The sequence below is a fragment of the Flaviramulus sp. genome (genome assembly GCF_982512915.1).
The window spans coordinates 187,505-204,621 of the sequence record NZ_CEWOCJ010000003.1; the positions used below are offsets into that span (position 1 = coordinate 187,505).

Annotated in this window: 13 protein-coding genes; 6 read left to right on the plus strand and 7 right to left on the minus strand. The window is 32.4% G+C overall.

Annotated elements, in window-relative coordinates:
* The first annotated feature begins 100 nt into the window (after positions 1–100).
* Entirely contained in the window at positions 101–616 is a 516-nt protein-coding gene (locus tag AC1XJX_RS03530) for a hypothetical protein (RefSeq protein ID WP_482002580.1), read from the plus strand.
* Positions 617–669: 53 nt separating this feature from the next.
* On the opposite strand, the gene AC1XJX_RS03535 is transcribed toward AC1XJX_RS03530, so the two are convergent.
* A complete protein-coding gene (locus tag AC1XJX_RS03535; protein WP_482002581.1) occupies positions 670–1,383 on the minus strand; it encodes a hypothetical protein in 714 nt (237 codons plus the stop codon).
* Between the two features lie 259 nt (positions 1,384–1,642).
* Here AC1XJX_RS03535 and AC1XJX_RS03540 point away from each other — a divergent pair, with 259 nt between their 5' ends.
* On the plus strand, positions 1,643–2,110 hold the full coding sequence (locus AC1XJX_RS03540) for a CBS domain-containing protein (RefSeq protein WP_482002582.1): 468 nt from the start codon (positions 1,643–1,645) through the stop codon (positions 2,108–2,110).
* Between the two features lies 1 nt (position 2,111).
* Here AC1XJX_RS03540 and AC1XJX_RS03545 read toward each other — a convergent pair whose 3' ends face one another.
* Complete coding sequence (locus AC1XJX_RS03545; protein WP_482002583.1) at positions 2,112–2,462, minus strand: hypothetical protein; 351 nt, start codon at positions 2,460–2,462, stop codon at positions 2,112–2,114.
* A gap of 2 nt (positions 2,463–2,464) precedes the next feature.
* The gene (locus AC1XJX_RS03550; RefSeq protein ID WP_482002584.1) at positions 2,465–2,995 is read right to left on the minus strand and encodes a GNAT family N-acetyltransferase; all 531 of its coding nucleotides are present in this window, start codon (positions 2,993–2,995) and stop codon (positions 2,465–2,467) included.
* A gap of 178 nt (positions 2,996–3,173) precedes the next feature.
* On the opposite strand from AC1XJX_RS03550, the gene AC1XJX_RS03555 reads away from it, so the two are divergent.
* Positions 3,174–3,506 carry a single-stranded DNA-binding protein gene (locus AC1XJX_RS03555; protein WP_482002585.1) on the plus strand — a complete coding sequence of 111 codons (333 nt, stop codon included), beginning with the start codon at positions 3,174–3,176 and terminating at the stop codon, positions 3,504–3,506.
* A gap of 219 nt (positions 3,507–3,725) precedes the next feature.
* On the plus strand, positions 3,726–6,314 hold the full coding sequence (locus tag AC1XJX_RS03560) for a phosphoenolpyruvate carboxylase (RefSeq protein ID WP_482002586.1): 2,589 nt from the start codon (positions 3,726–3,728) through the stop codon (positions 6,312–6,314).
* 172 nt (positions 6,315–6,486) lie between these two features.
* Here AC1XJX_RS03560 and AC1XJX_RS03565 read toward each other — a convergent pair whose 3' ends face one another.
* From AC1XJX_RS03565 to AC1XJX_RS03580, 4 genes are all read right to left on the minus strand, one after another.
* Complete coding sequence (locus tag AC1XJX_RS03565) at positions 6,487–7,731, minus strand: ammonium transporter (RefSeq protein WP_482002587.1); 1,245 nt, start codon at positions 7,729–7,731, stop codon at positions 6,487–6,489.
* A gap of 23 nt (positions 7,732–7,754) precedes the next feature.
* Positions 7,755–8,093 carry a P-II family nitrogen regulator gene (locus AC1XJX_RS03570; protein WP_482002588.1) on the minus strand — a complete coding sequence of 113 codons (339 nt, stop codon included), beginning with the start codon at positions 8,091–8,093 and terminating at the stop codon, positions 7,755–7,757.
* Positions 8,094–8,249: 156 nt separating this feature from the next.
* Positions 8,250–9,536, minus strand: a complete 1,287-nt coding sequence (locus tag AC1XJX_RS03575; protein WP_482002589.1) for an ammonium transporter — start codon at positions 9,534–9,536, stop codon at positions 8,250–8,252.
* Positions 9,537–9,636: 100 nt separating this feature from the next.
* The gene (locus tag AC1XJX_RS03580; RefSeq protein ID WP_482002590.1) at positions 9,637–10,668 is read right to left on the minus strand and encodes an outer membrane beta-barrel protein; all 1,032 of its coding nucleotides are present in this window, start codon (positions 10,666–10,668) and stop codon (positions 9,637–9,639) included.
* Positions 10,669–11,134: 466 nt separating this feature from the next.
* Between AC1XJX_RS03580 and gltB the strand changes: the two genes are divergently transcribed.
* Both gltB and AC1XJX_RS03590 read left to right on the plus strand, forming a co-directional pair.
* Positions 11,135–15,649 carry a glutamate synthase large subunit gene (gltB, locus tag AC1XJX_RS03585; RefSeq protein ID WP_482002591.1) on the plus strand — a complete coding sequence of 1,505 codons (4,515 nt, stop codon included), beginning with the start codon at positions 11,135–11,137 and terminating at the stop codon, positions 15,647–15,649.
* 4 nt (positions 15,650–15,653) lie between these two features.
* Positions 15,654–17,117, plus strand: a complete 1,464-nt coding sequence (locus tag AC1XJX_RS03590; protein ID WP_482002592.1) for a glutamate synthase subunit beta — start codon at positions 15,654–15,656, stop codon at positions 17,115–17,117.

The following is a 17,117-nucleotide window of genomic DNA, read 5'->3' on the forward strand; positions in this document are numbered from 1 at the left end:
TAAAGTCAAATCTTTTCAATTTCGCTATATTGAAATGCGTTCTAAAGTAAAGTAATACTTATATATTTGTAGTAAGAATTAAAATTATAAACCAAACTCTATGAGTATTAAAATATTTAGCGTTTTAACCGTACTTCTTTTATTTATTTCTTGTAAAAAAACTCAAGAAACTACTCCTGAGGAAACTGAAAAACAACAAAGTAAAAATATAACCGAGAAAGACATTTCAAAATTAAAATATACTGAGTATGCTTTAGATTCTAAGACTGAAGTCATTATAAAAGATTGGCAAGAATACTATCAGCTCAAAGATATCATTGATAATGTAAAAAAAGGTGACTTAAGTTTTTTTTACGATAATGAAGATACTATACAAATACTAATAAAAAAAATAAAAGAAACAATTCCAACGGATATAATTTCTGATGGGATTTTAGCTAGACTACTGGTTTTAGAAACCAAGTTACTTAAATTAAAAAGTTTGTCAAACTTATCTACTACAAGTAAACAAGAGCTTTTAAATACCATAGAAGAGTTTTTGGTTGCTTTTTCAAATGTTAACTTTCAAATGAATAAAAAAGTAGAGTTTGATAATCAAAACATTGAAACACTTTAAAATAAAAAAAGGAGGTTTTAAAAACCTCCTTTTTTTATTTTAATTTTATGTGTCTAATTTTTTGTTGGGGTTACTTGTGTTTGTAAAGCTTGTTTTTGCCTTAATAATTCAACTTTAGACAACTGAACTAAATTAAAGTTTGGAGCAGATTTTAAAGTATCATCCAAAATATCAACAGCGGCGTCAATATTTGCTTTTTTATCTTTATTATAAACCGAAAGGGCATTTAAATACATAAAAGCTGATTTTAAAGGCACCTCATAAGGTTGTTGTGATTCATAAAAAGGTCTTTTTTCATCATCTTTAGAGTTTGCTAAACCATAATTAATATACTTTTCTGCTGCCTCCAATTTTAGTGTTTGTAAATTAAGCTCTGCTAATTCATAGGCTACAAAAGCACTCGGCTTTCTTGTATACATTTCTTCAAAATGTCCAATAGCTAACTCTGGCTGGTTAACAGATTTTAAAGACACAGCTTTAACCTCTAGGGCAATATCAGAGTCAGTTAAGTTTTTTTCAAAACCAATAGTGTTTATAGCCTGTACATATTTACCTTCGCTCATATAAATATAGGCCAAAGTATCTTTTCTAGCTTTTGATGGTGTTATAATATTTAAATGCGTCATCGCGTTAATAATACCCTGAACATCTCCTTGAGCGGTCATTTGTTTGTAATAAGCCTCATAATGTTTCAATAAATCAGCGTTAGATTGTGCACTCAGCATAAAACAACACATCAATAAAACCAATCCAAATAATTTTTTCATTTTTTTAATATTTAATTTTTTCGTGCGCTAAAACTATAAAAAATTAAGATTTAATCACTTAAAAGAATGCTAATTATTTCTGTTTACATTAAATATTACTTAATATGTCCCAAGAAAAAACAATTTCAAAACATAGGTCTGAATTAAAACTTTAAAACAAAAGTTCTTTTTTAATCCTTCAAATTTAAATAATGGAGATGCCTTTTTTAGGAAAATAAGAAAAATATGACTATATTTAGATTTACTAAACTAAAAAATTATGGGAATAAAAAGTTTTCAAGGCGCTAGAAGACAGCAATCTAGCGTTATAGATACCACCGCTTTAAAGGTGAGTGATTACATGACTACAAATTTAATCACGTTTACTCCTGACCAAACCATTGAGAGTGTTATGCAATCTTTAATTAAAAATAGGATTTCTGGTGGACCCGTAGTTAATGAAAAAAATGAATTAATTGGTATTATTTCTGAAGGTGATTGCATAAAACAAATTAGTGAGAGCCGATATTATAATATGCCAATGCAAGACAAAACTATTGAAAAACATATGGCTTTAAATGTTGAAACGATTGATGGCAACATGAATATTTTTGATGCTGCCAACAAGTTTTTAGAAGCCAAAAGACGTCGTTTCCCTATTGTTGAAAACGGTAAATTAGTAGGCCAAATAAGCCAAAAAGATGTTCTTAAAGCAGCGATGAAATTGAAGGGGCAAAATTGGAGGTAAACTAGCTCTCTCTTTTTACTAATGCAAAAAAATCGTTTTCTAAAGATAAATAGCCTTGATCGTAAACAAAATAGTAAATGGTTCCTGCTTTTGTTCTATAAATACTTGTAAAATAATTAAAATCAAAACCCGCCTCTACTAATTTAGCTCTTGATATTTTGGTTTTTTGGTCAGGGTTTAAAGTTTCTAAAACTCTGTAATTTTTTCTTAAACGGTTATTAGTATTTCTAATTAAGTTTTTACTGTCCTTATTTACATTGTTATTATAGGCATTTCTACAACCATCACTACAGAATTTTTTATCAACTCTGCCCACAATTTTATCTCCACATTCTAAACACTGTTTTTCCATAATTATTTATTTTTAATTTGATACCAACGCAGATTTAAGTCTTCCGTATCAAAATAGAAATCTTCTATATATTGTAATCCTATTTTTAGAAGCGCGTTATGCGAGGCTTGATTTCTAATTTCTGTTGTAGCGTAAAGTTCTGATAATTTTAGAAATTGAAATGCATAATCAACAGCTGCTTTTCCAGATTCGGTGGCATAACCTTTTCCCCAATAACGCTTAATTAATCTGTAACCAACGTCATAATATTTGGTAAACCCATTCATATTATATTCTGTATTAAATCTTAACCCAGACCAACCTATAAATTCTCCTGTAGATTTCTCAATAACAGCCCAACGAACTATGCCTCTCTCTTTATACTGATTAATAACAGATAGAATTATTTTTAAAGATTCCTCTTTAGTTTTTATAGGCTTATTCCCTAAGTATTTATGTACATCGGGATTAGAATCTAATTCAAACATGCCATCTAAATCAGTTAGCCTAATCTCTCTTAAAATGAGTCTATCTGTTTCTATATGAAATCTCATTGCCTCTAAAAATTACACAAACATAATAAAAATTATCCAATTACAAACGACTACAAACATTTACAAACGATTTTAAATAAGTAAATACCGAATAATTTTTGGTCGATACATAATATTTGCAATGTCGAAACATAAGAACTCGATAGTATTAACTGTTTAACTATTAAAATTTAAAATTATGAACACACTTAGAAACAAAGTACAGTTGATTGGTAACTTAGGAAACGATCCAGAAATCATCAATCTAGAATCTGGCAAAACACTAGCAAAATTCGCAATTGCAACCAATGAAAGCTACACCAATAATAAAGGTGAAAAAATAACAGATACACAATGGCACAATGTAGTTGCATGGGGAAAAACAGCTCAAATAATTGAAAAATATGTAACCAAAGGAAAAGAAGTTGCTATTGAAGGCAAACTAACATCCAGAAGTTACGATGATAAAGATGGAAACAAGCGATACATAACCGAAGTAGTTTGCAGCGAACTACTTATGTTAGGTAAGTGATTCTCATTTTAAAAAGGCGGTTTTAAAACCGCCTTTTTTATTTAAATCAATTTAAATAGAGTTTTTCTAGTTATAAAAATTATATTAAATATCTATTTTTTTTAATTATTCACAATAAGTATTAATCAAACTAAAAATATCAATAAAACTTCTGGTATTATGCATTGGTTAGTATAACCTTTACTACTTTTATACTGAATATTTCAACAAATAGATAATATGTCAGTAGAGCCAAAACTTACGCGATTTAAACAAAGTGTGTTATCAAAATATCAAATATACAATAGCATATTTATGACGCTACCTTTTGATGCCGTTACAAAAACCGGTGTTTTACTCCCTTTATTTCATGAAACTTGTGAAAAAGGCTTTGCTAAAGGAGATAACCCAACAACTATTGTTGATACCTTTTTTAAAAAATATCAAGCTCGTAGAACCAAAGAAAGTCAAATAAATCTATTATTCAGATTTATACAATACATTGAAAGACAAGTGGTTCTATTCGATGCCATTGAAGATGCTGCATTCCCAATAGTTAATAACATGGAAGGTATTGGAACTTTAAGAAACCTGAAAGAATCAGCTACTTCTGAAAATAAATTAGAAGAATTAAAAACCTATCTAGATGAGTTTAAGGTACGTATTGTTTTAACGGCTCACCCAACTCAATTCTATCCAGGTTCTGTTTTAGGAATCATTACAGATTTAACAGAAGCCATCAAAGAAAACGATTTATCTCAAATTAATAACCTTTTTGGGCAATTAGGAAAAACACCTTTCTTTAAAAGAGAAAAGCCAACACCATACCATGAAGCCATAAGTTTAATTTGGTATTTAGAAAATGTTTTTTACGAATCCTTTGGTAAAATATATAATTACATCCAGCAAAATATTTATGATGATGGCAGAAAACACAACGAAATTATTAATGTTGGGTTTTGGCCAGGTGGCGACCGAGACGGAAATCCGTTTGTAAAACCAGATACTACCTTAAAAGTTGCTACAAAATTAAAGCAAGCTATTTTAAAAAAGTATTACATCGATTTAAAAAATTTAAGACGAAAACTAACCTTCAGAGGTGTTGAAGATAGAGTAATAAATCTTGAAACTATCATATACAATTATAGTTTAAATCCTAATTCTAAGGATTATATCACATCTAAAGAACTGATTAAAGAGTTACTTAGTATTAGAAATCTTGTTGTAGAAGAACATCAATCTTTATATGTCGGTGAATTAAATAGTTTAATAAATAGGATACACCTGTTTGGGTATAACTTTGCTTCTTTAGACATTAGACAAGATAGTAGAATCCATCACTCAGTATTTACCACAGCAATTGACTACTTAATTAAAACAGGCAGTTCATCATTCCCTAAAAATTACCACGATTTATCAGAAAATGAGCAAATAGAAATATTATCAAAATCAAACGATAATATTCCAAATTTAGAAGTGTTTGAAGATGAAATGGTTTATAATACCCTAAAAACAATAGCTATTATTAAAGACATTCAAATTAGTAATGGAGAGCGTGGTGCTAACCGTTATATCATTAGCAACAATCAAACTGCATTAAACGTTATGCAGCTATTTGCGATGTTAAAAATAGTAGCATTTAAAGAGGAATTAACCGTTGATGTAGCGCCATTATTTGAAACTATCACCGATTTAGAAAATGCACCAAAAGTTATGGAGCAACTTTACACAAATGAAGCTTATATGGCCCATTTAAGAAAAAGAGGTAGTAAACAAACAATTATGTTAGGTTTTTCTGACGGAACAAAAGATGGTGGTTATTTAATGGCAAATTGGGGTATTTATAAAGCAAAAGAGTTACTAACTGATATGTCTAGAAAATATGACATTACTGCCATATTTTTTGATGGTCGTGGTGGTCCCCCAGCTCGAGGCGGTGGAAAAACGCATCAATTTTATTCTTCATTAGGCCCAACCATTGAGGATAAAGAAGTGCAATTAACTATTCAAGGCCAAACCATTAGTTCTAATTTTGGGACCTTAGATTCGTCTCAATACAACCTAGAACAATTAATAAGTTCTGGAATTAAAAATAGAATAGGTAGTGACAAAAACAAATTATCTGACGATGATAGAATTGTTATGAATGAATTGGCTGAAACTAGTTATAAAGTCTATAAAGATTTTAAAAGTCACCCCATGTTTATTCCGTATTTAGAGCGCATGAGTACCTTAAAATACTATGCTAAAACAAATATTGGTAGTAGACCATCAAAACGAGGTACTTCTGATAAACTCGTTTTTTCAGATTTAAGAGCCATCCCATTTGTAGGTTCTTGGAGTCAGTTAAAACAAAATGTCCCAGGTTTTTTTGGAGTAGGTACGGCTTTAAAACAGTATGAAGATAGTGGTGAATTTTACAAATTAGAACATCTGTATAACAACTCTAAATTCTTCAAAACATTACTTGAAAATAGTATGATGTCGTTAACCAAATCATTTTTCGATTTAACAAAATATATGTCTGAAGACGAAGAATTTGGAGATTTTTGGAATATAATTTATACCGAGTATATTACAACTAAAAGATTACTATTAAAACTAACTGGATATAACGTATTAATGGAAAATGAACCAGCAGGAAAAGCTTCTATCGAAGTCAGAGAATCAATTGTTTTACCATTACTAACAATACAACAATATGCGCTTAAAAAAATTCAAGAATTAGAAAAACAAGGACTTAAAGATACCGATGAGATTAAAGTTTATGAAAAAATAGTTACAAGATCGTTATTTGGTAATATTAATGCTAGTAGAAATTCGGCTTAGTATTTCTTAACAGAATTACATAACATAAATTATAATTATTAATTAAGGCTAGTAGTACTAAGTAGAAGTAAAACTTCTATATCAAATATTTTATATAAAACCATTAGCTATTAAAAAACAGGCTGTCTTAAAAATTTAAGACAGCCTGTTTAATTATAATTAAACTATAAGATTAATGCTCGTTCAATCTAAAATCTGGATAAGCATCCATACCATGCTCATGGCTATCTAAACCTTCAAGTTCTTCTTTTTCAGAAACTCTAATACCAACTGTTTTCTTCAAAGTAAATATAATTATAAATGCTGTTACAGTGCAAAACAATGCATAACATCCAACACCAATTAATTGAATCATAAATTGATCAAAACCTGCTTTAGCACCAAATATTCCAACTGCTAATGTCCCCCAAACACCACAAATAAGGTGCACAGCTATAGCGCCTACAGGATCATCTAATTTTAATTTATCAACAAAACTTACAGCAAAAACAATAATAGCTCCTGCAATAACACCAATAAGAATAGCGTCTGTTGGACTCATTTGATCTGCGCCAGCAGTAATACCTACTAAACCTCCTAAAATACCATTTAAGAACATCGTTAAATCTAAGTTTTTATACATTGCTGTAGATACTAACATGGCAACAACTCCACCAGCTGCAGCTGCTAAACAAGTTGTAACTAATGTTAAAGAAGTTCCAGATGGATCAGCAGATAAAACTGAACCCCCATTAAATCCAAACCATCCTAACCACAAAATTAGAACACCAGCGGTTGCTAACGGTATATTATGTCCAGGTATCGCTTGTGGTTTTCCATCTTTAAATTTTCCAATTCTTGAACCTAATAACCAAACGGCTACTATAGCTGCCCATCCACCAACTGAATGTACTAAAGTAGAACCTGCAAAATCATAAAAGCCTTCTGCTTCACCAAAAGTGAATGAAGATAAGAAGCCACCACCCCATTGCCACGAACCTGCAATAGGATAAACAAAGCCAACATATACAATTGTAAATATCATAAAAGGAACAATCTTCATTCGCTCTGCTACAGCTCCCGACACAATAGTAGCAGCTGTTGCCGCAAACATCCCTTGGAATAAGAAATCTGTCCAGTAAGTGTATCCTTCGTTATATGTTAAATCTAGAACTCCTTCGGCTGTTAATGGCGAATCTAAGCCAAAGCCAGCAAATCCAAAAAATCCATTAAACTCACCTGGATACATTAAGTTAAAACCAACTAAGCAATAAAGCAATAAACCAATGGTAATAATAAATATATTTTTAAAAAGTATGTTTATTGTATTTTTTTGTCTTGTTAAACCAATTTCTAAAAATGCAAAACCTAGGTGCATAAAGAAAACTAGTGCTGTACAGATCATCATCCATACATTATTTGTTGTTAATAATTCCATAATAATTGTTTGATTTTTTAAGATTATTTTAAAGTATTTCCGCCTTTTTCTCCTGTTCTAATTCTATAACATTCTTGAATATCAGATACAAAAATTTTACCATCACCAACTTCTCCTGTTGCAGCAGATTTTAATATGGCTTGAACAGTTACTTCTTCAAAATCATCATTAACAACAATAGATAAATACCTACGTTGAATATCGCTAGTACTATAAGATACTCCTCTGTAAACGTGCCCCTCTTTTTCATTACCTAGACCAGTTACATCCCAGTAAGAAAAAAAGTTTACACCAACTTCGTGTAACGCATCTTTAACCACACGGTACTTGGATTTTCTAATAATCGCTTCAATTTTTTTCATAATTTCTTATCTTAATTTTGATTAGTTCTTTCAATAATATGAAAAAAAATAGATTTTATTTATCTCTAAAACCTATCGTTTTTAAAAATTAAAAGATGCCTTATAAATAAGGCATCTTTTTATTAAATTTTAAAAAAAATGTATAATAAATTGATATTATTCAATTTCTCTTTGTCTCTTACCTGGGTAAGCAATAGCACCATGCTCAGAAATATCAAGACCTGCAATTTCTTCTTCTTCAGTAACTCTTAAGCCTCCAAAGGCTTTCTTAATTATAAATAAGAAAATGAAAGAAAGTAAAATTGCCCAAACTGCATAAGCTAAAACTCCAATTGCTTGAGCACCTAATTGAGCAGCACCCCCACCATTGAATAGACCAATACCTGTATCACCATCTACACCCCAAAGACCAATAACTAAAGTCCCCCAAGCTCCTGCAACACCATGTACAGAAATAGCACCTACAGCATCATCAATTTTTAAAGTTTTTTCAACAAATCCAATAGATAAAACTACAAGAATTCCACCTAATAAACCAGCTATTACAGCGCCACCTTCAGTCATATTGCCACAACCTGCAGTAATACTTACAAGACCTGCTAGCGCACCATTTAAAGTCATACCTAAATTAGGTTTTCCGTTTTTAATCCAAGTAAATAATAAGCCTCCTAAAGCACCTGCTGCTGCTGCAAGGTTAGTTACTAAAACAACTTGAGAAGCAGCCGTTGCATCGTCTCCACCCCAAGCTAATTGAGAACCACCATTAAAACCAAACCATCCTAACCAAAGGATAAATACCCCTAAAGTTGCATACATTTGGTTATGTCCGTGCATTTCAACTGGCTTACCGTCAAGATATTTTCCAATTCTTGGACCTACCATCCAAGCAGCTACAAGTGCAGCCCATCCACCCACAGAGTGAACTATTGATGATCCAGCAAAATCTATAAATTCAGCAGGCATAATACCATCTGTATTATTTAGCCATCCACCATTCCATTCCCAACCACCAGCGATAGGGTATATAACAGCCGTTAAAACAATACTAAAAATAGCGTATGTTGTATATTTTGTTCTTCCAGCGATAGCCCCAGATACTATAGTAGCAGCTGTAGCAGCAAACACCGTTTGAAAAAATAAATCGGCAGCACCTTGAGAGAAAATAAAACCGCCCCAGTGGAACCATCCACCACCTTGATCTGCTCCATACATTAGAGAGTATCCTACAAACCAGAAAGCTAATGAACCAACTGCGATGTCTAGGAAGTTTTTCATTGCGATATTAACCGCATTTTTAGAATCCGTCATTCCAGACTCTACTAAAAAGAATCCTGCTTGCATGAAAAATACTAGAATACCTGAAATAAGCATCCACATCATTCCCATATCGCCTTCTATTGCGGCAGTATCCTGAATAAATAATGACATATTTAATATTGACATAATAAATAGTTTTTAAGGGTTAGTTAATATTGAGTATAAAGTAAACCACTCTTGAAAAGCTGTTTACTTTATGCTACTTTTAAATTTTGTTTTTGTTTTTTTAGAAAGAATAGATCGCAGCTAAAACAAAAGAACTCAAGCTTTTTTGTAATCCTAAATCATTATCTAACCATACAGCATCAGAAGCACTGTCTAATCTAAGTTCTGGCTTGATTGTTAAGTTATCAATTGCAAAACTTCCTGTTAAAGTTAAAGCAAATACACTTGCATCAGATACGCCAGTACCTGCCCAGTCAATAGCTCCAAAATCTTTATCTTCAGAAAAATACTCACCTCTTAAACCAATTGTAAAAGTATCAGAAGTAGCTAATTGTGGATATAAAGCAACACCTGTAAATCCTCCACCATCATCTTCTAAAATTAAATGAGCAGCGTTTATACCTAAAAATAATTTATCAGATAAATCAAATCCACCTGTAAAGTCAATTTCTGTAAAAGAAGGATCAACTAATACATTTAAGAATTGACCATAAAAACCTAACTGTGCTCCAAATGCATAATCACCAGTTGGGTTAAACTCAGTTAAATCTGTATCATTCATAACACCTAACATTAAGCTGAAATCATCACTTAAAGCAATATCTGCTTTAATTCCAGTATGACTAAATGGACCATAAGAGAATAAATAAGACGTACTGTAGTTAAAGTTAGCTGTTGGAGAAATTACTTCATACCCTAAAAAAGTATTAAAGTTACCCATTGTTAGTGTTACTGACTCACTAACGTTCCAGTAAGCATATAATTGATTTACAATATTTCCAGTTGCTGAATACATTGGAGACGCAAAAATAGCATCAGTACCTCTTGGACCAAATACTAAATCAGCAACAAAACCTGCTTTTTCACCTTCATAACCTAATACAATGTTTGCCATACCTAAAGCAAAACCAGGTAGATTAGCAAAAGAAGATCCAGGAGCAGTCCAGTTATTTAAATCGTTAGGGGCATTTAAATTTGTCCTGTAATAAGCATCAATACTTCCACTTACAGTAAATGAAGGCGCAGTCTCCTCTTCTTGTGCGAATAAGGCAGTAGCCATAAAAAGCATTGAAAGTGTAATAATTTTTTTCATAATTGATTTAATTTAAGTTATTAATTTTTTTAGTTAATTTTCATTAAGAATGAGTCAAATCTATGTTAAAAAGTTTTAACCCCCATAAAAAATAGGGGTGTTGTTATTACTTTTATCAATATTCTAATTTTTACCCTATTTTTTTAGGGGTATTCATTTTATTTATTAAATTTTTGAGTTTTTAACAAAACAACTCTTTGAGTAATTTTCAGGTTTTTTTGAGTTTTTATAACATTATTGTAGTTAAAATTGAGGTTTTATGCTTTTAATTCATATTTTGATTACTTATTCATAAATTTTGTGAATTGAGTATTTATTAAAAAAAGAGTTTAATATTGATATATAATTATTTTTATTAATACTTAACTTCTAAAATCGAAATAATGAAATACAGCTTATTGTAATTCAAATACTAGTGCATATCTTAGCATTCCAACTCAATTTTTTAAACTAAAGTTTGTTGATTATGCTGAAGAAACAAGGACTATATTTACCTGAATTTGAACACGAAAACTGTGGCGCAGGATTTATTTGTAATCTAAAAGGAGAGAAAACAAATCAAATCATTCATGATGCATTAGAAATTCTAGTAAAATTAGAACACCGTGGTGGTGTAAGTGCTGATGGAAAAACCGGAGATGGTGCTGGTTTGTTAATTGATATCCCACACGAATACTTTCAAAGAGTTTGTAATTTTTCAATCCCTCAGCCGAAAGAATATGCAGTTGGCATGGTTTTTTTACCTAAAATTAAAAATCAGTACCAGTTTTGTAAGACACTTTTCGAAAAAGAAATTAAAAATCAAGGTCTTACTGTTTTAGGATGGCGAAAAGTACCTGTTGATTCGTCTCAATTAGGAGAAATTGCTAAAGCTTCAGAACCAGAAATCGAGCAAATATTTATTGGAAAAACAGACCCAATTGATGAGGCAACTTTTAAAGCAAAATTATACGCTGCACGAAAAATTACTGAACATGAAGTAAGAAATTCTAAGATTTCTGAAAGTGGTTATTTTTACTTACCAAGCCTATCAAACACAACTTTAATATACAAAGGCATTATCATGCCTGAAGATATTGGCCCTTATTATACAGATTTACAACAAATAGATTTAGTAACTAGATTAGCTCTAGTGCATCAGCGTTTTTCTACCAACACGATGCCTACATGGGAATTGGCTCAGCCTTTCCGCTTTATGTGTCAAAATGGTGAAATTAATACCCTTCGCGGAAATGTAAGTAGAATGCGTGTTCGAGAAGAAATCATGAAAAGTGATGTTTTCGGTCCACAAATAGAAAAATTATTTCCAATAATTCTTCCAGGAAAATCAGATTCTGCATCTATGGACATGGTGGTAGAATTATTAACTCACACAGGGCGATCGCTACCAGAAATTATGATGATGATGATTCCTGAAGCTTGGGAAAAACATGCTACCATGACTCCTGAAAGAAAAGCATTTTATGAGTATAACGCTTGTATCATGGAACCATGGGATGGACCTGCATCAGTACCTTTTACTGACGGAAATTATATAGGTGCTTTATTAGATAGAAATGGCTTAAGACCATCTAGATATACCGTTACTAAAAGTGGCAAACTAATCATGTCTTCAGAAATAGGTGTGGTAGATATTGAACCAGAAGACATTTTAAATCATGGACGTTTAGAACCTGGTAAAATGTTCTTGGTAGACATGAACGAAGGTCGTATTATTAAAGACGAAGAAATTAAAAGTAAAATTGTTTTAGAAAGACCTTATAAAGAATGGCTTGAAAAAACCCGATTACATTTAAGAGACGTTCCTTATACAAATACCACTTGCCCAATTGAAACCATCGATATTAAAACTAGACAGCGTTTATTTAATTATACGTTTGAAGATATTCAAGAAGTAATAACCCCAATGGCCTTAGATGGTAAAGAGGCTTTAGGTTCTATGGGTATTGATACGCCATTAGCTGTTTTGTCAGATAGACCTCAGCTTATTTCTAACTACTTTAAGCAATTATTTGCACAAGTTACTAATCCCCCTTTAGATGGGATTCGTGAAGAAATTGTTACAGATATTGCCTTAAATTTAGGTAAAGACCGAAATATTTTCAGCATTACTGAAAGACAGTGTAGAAAATTACGTATTCAAAACCCTGTAATTTCTAATGCCGATTTAGAAAAAATAAGAACTATAGATATTGATGGTTTTAAAGCCGAAACTATTCAAATCCTATACACAAAATCTCAAGGTTTAAACGGGCTAGAAGATGCTTTAGAAGACATTATAGTTCAAACTACAAAAGCCCTAGAACGCGGATCTAATATTATTATTTTATCTGATAGAGGTGTTAATCAAGATTTAGCTCCAATTCCTGCTTTACTAGCCTGTTCTTATGTAAATCATCAAATGAATCGTTTACGTAAACGTTCTTATTTTGATATTATCATTGAATCTGCAGAACCTCGTGAACCTCATCATTTTGCAACACTATTTGGTTACGGCGCAAGTGCAATAAACCCATATATGGTTAACGAAATAATCAGAATGCAAGTTACTGACGGTTTTATAACCAATATGGACGAACAAAAAGCAGTTGATAATTTCAACAAAGCCATTGGTAAAGGAATTTTAAAAATAATGAATAAAATAGGTATCTCTACATTGCATTCGTATAGAGGTTCTCAAATTTTTGAAATAGTAGGATTCAATTCTCAATTTGTTGAAAAATACTTCCCTTACACAGCTTCAAGAATAGAAGGTATTGGCTTATATGAAATTGAAAAAGAAATTAATGAGCGCTATAAACAAGCTTACCCTGATAATACAATTAATAAACTTTTAGGTTTAAATATTGGTGGGGACTACAGATGGCGAAGAAATGGCGAAAGACATTTATTTAATCCTACAACAATTGCAAAACTTCAACAAGCTGTCAGACTAAGCGATCAAGCTAGCTATGATGTTTATGCAAAAGCCATAAACGAACAAGCTGAGAATTTAATGACTATTCGTGGTTTATTTCAGTTTGATAATTTAGACCCTATCCCTTTAGATGAAGTAGAACCATGGACAGAAATTGTAAAACGTTTCAAAACAGGCGCTATGTCATATGGTTCTATATCGCGCGAAGCTCATGAGAACTTAGCCATAGCCATGAATAGAATAGGTGGTAAATCAAACTCTGGTGAAGGTGGTGAAGATAGAAGACGTTTTCATCCGGACACTAATGGCGATAGCCGTAATTCAGCCATCAAACAAGTTGCTTCAGGTCGTTTTGGAGTTACCTCGCATTACTTAACCAATGCAAGAGAAATTCAAATTAAAATGGCTCAAGGCGCTAAGCCTGGAGAAGGTGGGCAATTACCGGGGTACAAAGTATTACCTTGGATTGCGGCAGCGAGAAACTCAACCCCTTTTGTTGGTTTAATTTCACCACCACCACATCATGATATTTATTCTATTGAAGATTTAGCTCAATTAATTTTTGATTTAAAAAACGCTAATAGAGAAGCTAGAATTAATGTAAAATTAGTTTCAGAGGTTGGTGTTGGTACTATTGCTGCCGGTGTAGCAAAAGCAAAAGCAGATGTAGTTTTAATTGCTGGTTATGATGGTGGTACTGGAGCATCTCCTTTAACATCGTTAAAACACGCTGGTTTGCCTTGGGAACTTGGCTTAGCTGAAGCACAACAAACCTTGGTTTTAAATAACTTAAGAAGTAGAATTGTAGTTGAATGTGATGGCCAGTTAAAAACAGGACGAGATGTTGCTATCGCAGCATTATTAGGTGCTGAAGAGTTTGGTTTTGCAACAGCACCATTAGTAGCTTCAGGATGTATTATGATGCGTAAATGTCATTTAAATACTTGCCCAGTTGGAATTGCAACTCAAGATAAAGAGTTACGTAAAAACTTTAAAGGGACACCTGAACACGTTATCAATTTCTTCTATTATATAGCTGAAGAATTGCGAGGTATTATGGCGCAATTAGGTTTTAGAACACTTGGAGAAATGGTAGGGCAAACTCATAAAATAAATGCCAATAAAGCTATAAAACATTATAAAGCTAAAGGTTTAGATTTATCTAGCATTTTACACAGACCTACCGCTTACAAACAAATGATTGTAAAAAATACAGAAAAACAAGATCATAATATTGATAATGTTTTAGATTTTACAATTCTAAAGGACTCACATAGAGCTTTATATAGAAAAGAAAAAATGAGCTTGCAATATCCTATAAGAAATATAAACCGAACGGTAGGCGCCATTGTGAGTAATGAAATTTCTAAAATATATGGCCATTTAGGATTACCTGAAGATACTTTAAATATTGATTTTAATGGTTCTGCTGGTCAAAGTTTTGGAGCTTTTGGAGCACACGGATTAACATTTACACTTGAGGGAAATACGAATGATTATTTAGGAAAAGGATTATCGGGTGCAAAACTTATAGTTAAAAAACCTATAAAAGCTGATTTTCTGGCTGAAGAAAATATCATTGTTGGTAATGTATGTTTATTTGGTGCCGTACAAGGGCAAGCATACATTAACGGTATTGCTGGAGAGCGTTTTGCTGTTCGTAACTCTGGTGCAACGACTGTTGTAGAAGGTGTTGGAGATCACTGTTGTGAGTATATGACTGGTGGTAAAGTAGTTGTACTTGGTAAAACAGGCAGAAACTTTGCAGCAGGTATGAGTGGAGGTATTGCCTATGTTTACGATCCAGAAAATAAGTTTGTAAATGGCTTATGTAATACAGAAACTATTGAATTTGAAAATGTTTTAGGTGAAGATGCCTCGGATTTGAAAAACTTAATTGAAAAACATAAATTATATACTGATAGTAAACTTGCTACCAGATTATTAGAAAATTGGGATGAAAGTTTAGGCAACTTCATAAAAGTGATGCCAACAGAGTACAAACGTGCCTTAAAACGTTTAGAAACCGAAGAACCAATGTTAGAAGAATTAACAACAGCATAATGTCATGGGAAAAGTTACAGGATTTAAAGAGTTTGAAAGACAAGATGAAACTTACACGCCAGTTGAAGAACGTGTAAAACATTATAAAGAATTTACAGTATCGCTTAGCGAAGAAGAAATTACTAAACAAGGGTCTCGTTGTATGGATTGTGGTATTCCATTTTGCCATAGCGGATGCCCTTTAGGTAATTTAATTCCAGATTTTAATCATATGGTACACCAAGGTGAATGGCAAAAAGCATCTTGGATACTCCATTCAACAAATAATTTTCCAGAGTTTACAGGTCGTTTATGTCCCGCACCATGCGAAAAAGCTTGTGTTTTAGGAATCATTGAAGACCCTATATCCATTGAAAATATTGAGAAAAACATTGTTGAGCGTGCCTTTAAAGAAGGTTGGATAAAGCCACAACCCCCCAAAACTCGCACAGGTAAAGTAGTTGCCGTTGTTGGTTCAGGTCCTGCCGGTTTAGCTACCGCTCAACAATTAAACAGAGCTGGCCATACAGTTACTGTATTTGAAAGAGATGATGAAATTGGTGGTTTATTGCGTTACGGAATTCCTAACTTTAAAATGGAAAAGGAAATTATAGACCGCCGTTTAGCCATCTTAAAAGCAGAAGGGATTATGTTTAAAACGAATGTTAATGTGGGAGAAAATTACAGTGTTGAAGAACTTAAAAACTTTGATGCAGTTGTTTTATGTGGTGGTTCTACAGAACGAAGAAGTTTACCAACTCCAGGCATTGATGCTGATGGCGTAGTACAAGCCATGGATTTTTTAACGCAACAAACTAAAGTCTTGTTTGGTAAAAAAGTTGAAAATCAAATTATGGCTACCGATAAACATGTGATTGTTATTGGTGGTGGTGATACAGGGTCAGATTGTGTTGGTACATCCAATCGTCATGGGGCAAAGTCAGTAGTGAATTTTGAAATTATGCCGAAACCTCCAGGGCATCGCTCTCCAACAACACCATGGCCCTATTGGCCATTACAATTAAAAACATCCTCATCTCATGATGAGGGTGTAGAGCGTAACTGGCTAATCAATACCAAAGAATTTATTACCAATGAGAATAATAAATTAATCGCTTTAAAAACAGTCAATGTAGAGTGGAAAATCGTTCTTGGCGAGCGTCCTCAACTTATAGAAATTGAAGGTACTGAGAAAACATGGCCTTGTGATTTAGCTCTATTAGCACTAGGTTTTACTGGTCCTGAAAGTACTTTGGCTGATAAACTAGGTATTTTAAAAGATGCTCGATCCAACTATAAAGCAGAATATGGAAAATATCAAACAAATATTCCAAATATATTTACTGCAGGAGATATGCGCAGAGGGCAATCATTAATTGTTTGGGCTATTTCTGAAGGTAGAGAAGCCGCTAGACAAGTAGATATTTACTTAATGGGAAAATCTAATTTACCATCTAAAGATATTGGAGGAGATTTAGTAGCCATATAA

Excerpts from the sequence above, each read along its gene's own strand:
- AC1XJX_RS03535 (WP_482002581.1), bottom strand. The coding sequence starts at position 1,383 with ATGAAAAAATTATTTGGATTGGTTTTATTGATGTGTTGTTTTATGCTG.
- AC1XJX_RS03565 (WP_482002587.1), bottom strand. The coding sequence starts at position 7,731 with ATGGAATTATTAACAACAAATAATGTATGGATGATGATCTGTACAGCA.
- gltB (WP_482002591.1), top strand. The coding sequence starts at position 11,135 with ATGCTGAAGAAACAAGGACTATATTTACCTGAATTTGAACACGAAAAC.
- AC1XJX_RS03590 (WP_482002592.1), top strand. The coding sequence starts at position 15,654 with ATGGGAAAAGTTACAGGATTTAAAGAGTTTGAAAGACAAGATGAAACT.
- AC1XJX_RS03580 (WP_482002590.1), bottom strand. The coding sequence starts at position 10,668 with ATGAAAAAAATTATTACACTTTCAATGCTTTTTATGGCTACTGCCTTA.
- AC1XJX_RS03530 (WP_482002580.1), top strand. The coding sequence starts at position 101 with ATGAGTATTAAAATATTTAGCGTTTTAACCGTACTTCTTTTATTTATT.
- AC1XJX_RS03550 (WP_482002584.1), bottom strand. The coding sequence starts at position 2,995 with ATGAGATTTCATATAGAAACAGATAGACTCATTTTAAGAGAGATTAGG.
- AC1XJX_RS03545 (WP_482002583.1), bottom strand. The coding sequence starts at position 2,462 with ATGGAAAAACAGTGTTTAGAATGTGGAGATAAAATTGTGGGCAGAGTT.
- AC1XJX_RS03570 (WP_482002588.1), bottom strand. The coding sequence starts at position 8,093 with ATGAAAAAAATTGAAGCGATTATTAGAAAATCCAAGTACCGTGTGGTT.
- AC1XJX_RS03575 (WP_482002589.1), bottom strand. The coding sequence starts at position 9,536 with ATGTCAATATTAAATATGTCATTATTTATTCAGGATACTGCCGCAATA.
- AC1XJX_RS03555 (WP_482002585.1), top strand. The coding sequence starts at position 3,174 with ATGAACACACTTAGAAACAAAGTACAGTTGATTGGTAACTTAGGAAAC.
- AC1XJX_RS03540 (WP_482002582.1), top strand. The coding sequence starts at position 1,643 with ATGGGAATAAAAAGTTTTCAAGGCGCTAGAAGACAGCAATCTAGCGTT.
- AC1XJX_RS03560 (WP_482002586.1), top strand. The coding sequence starts at position 3,726 with ATGTCAGTAGAGCCAAAACTTACGCGATTTAAACAAAGTGTGTTATCA.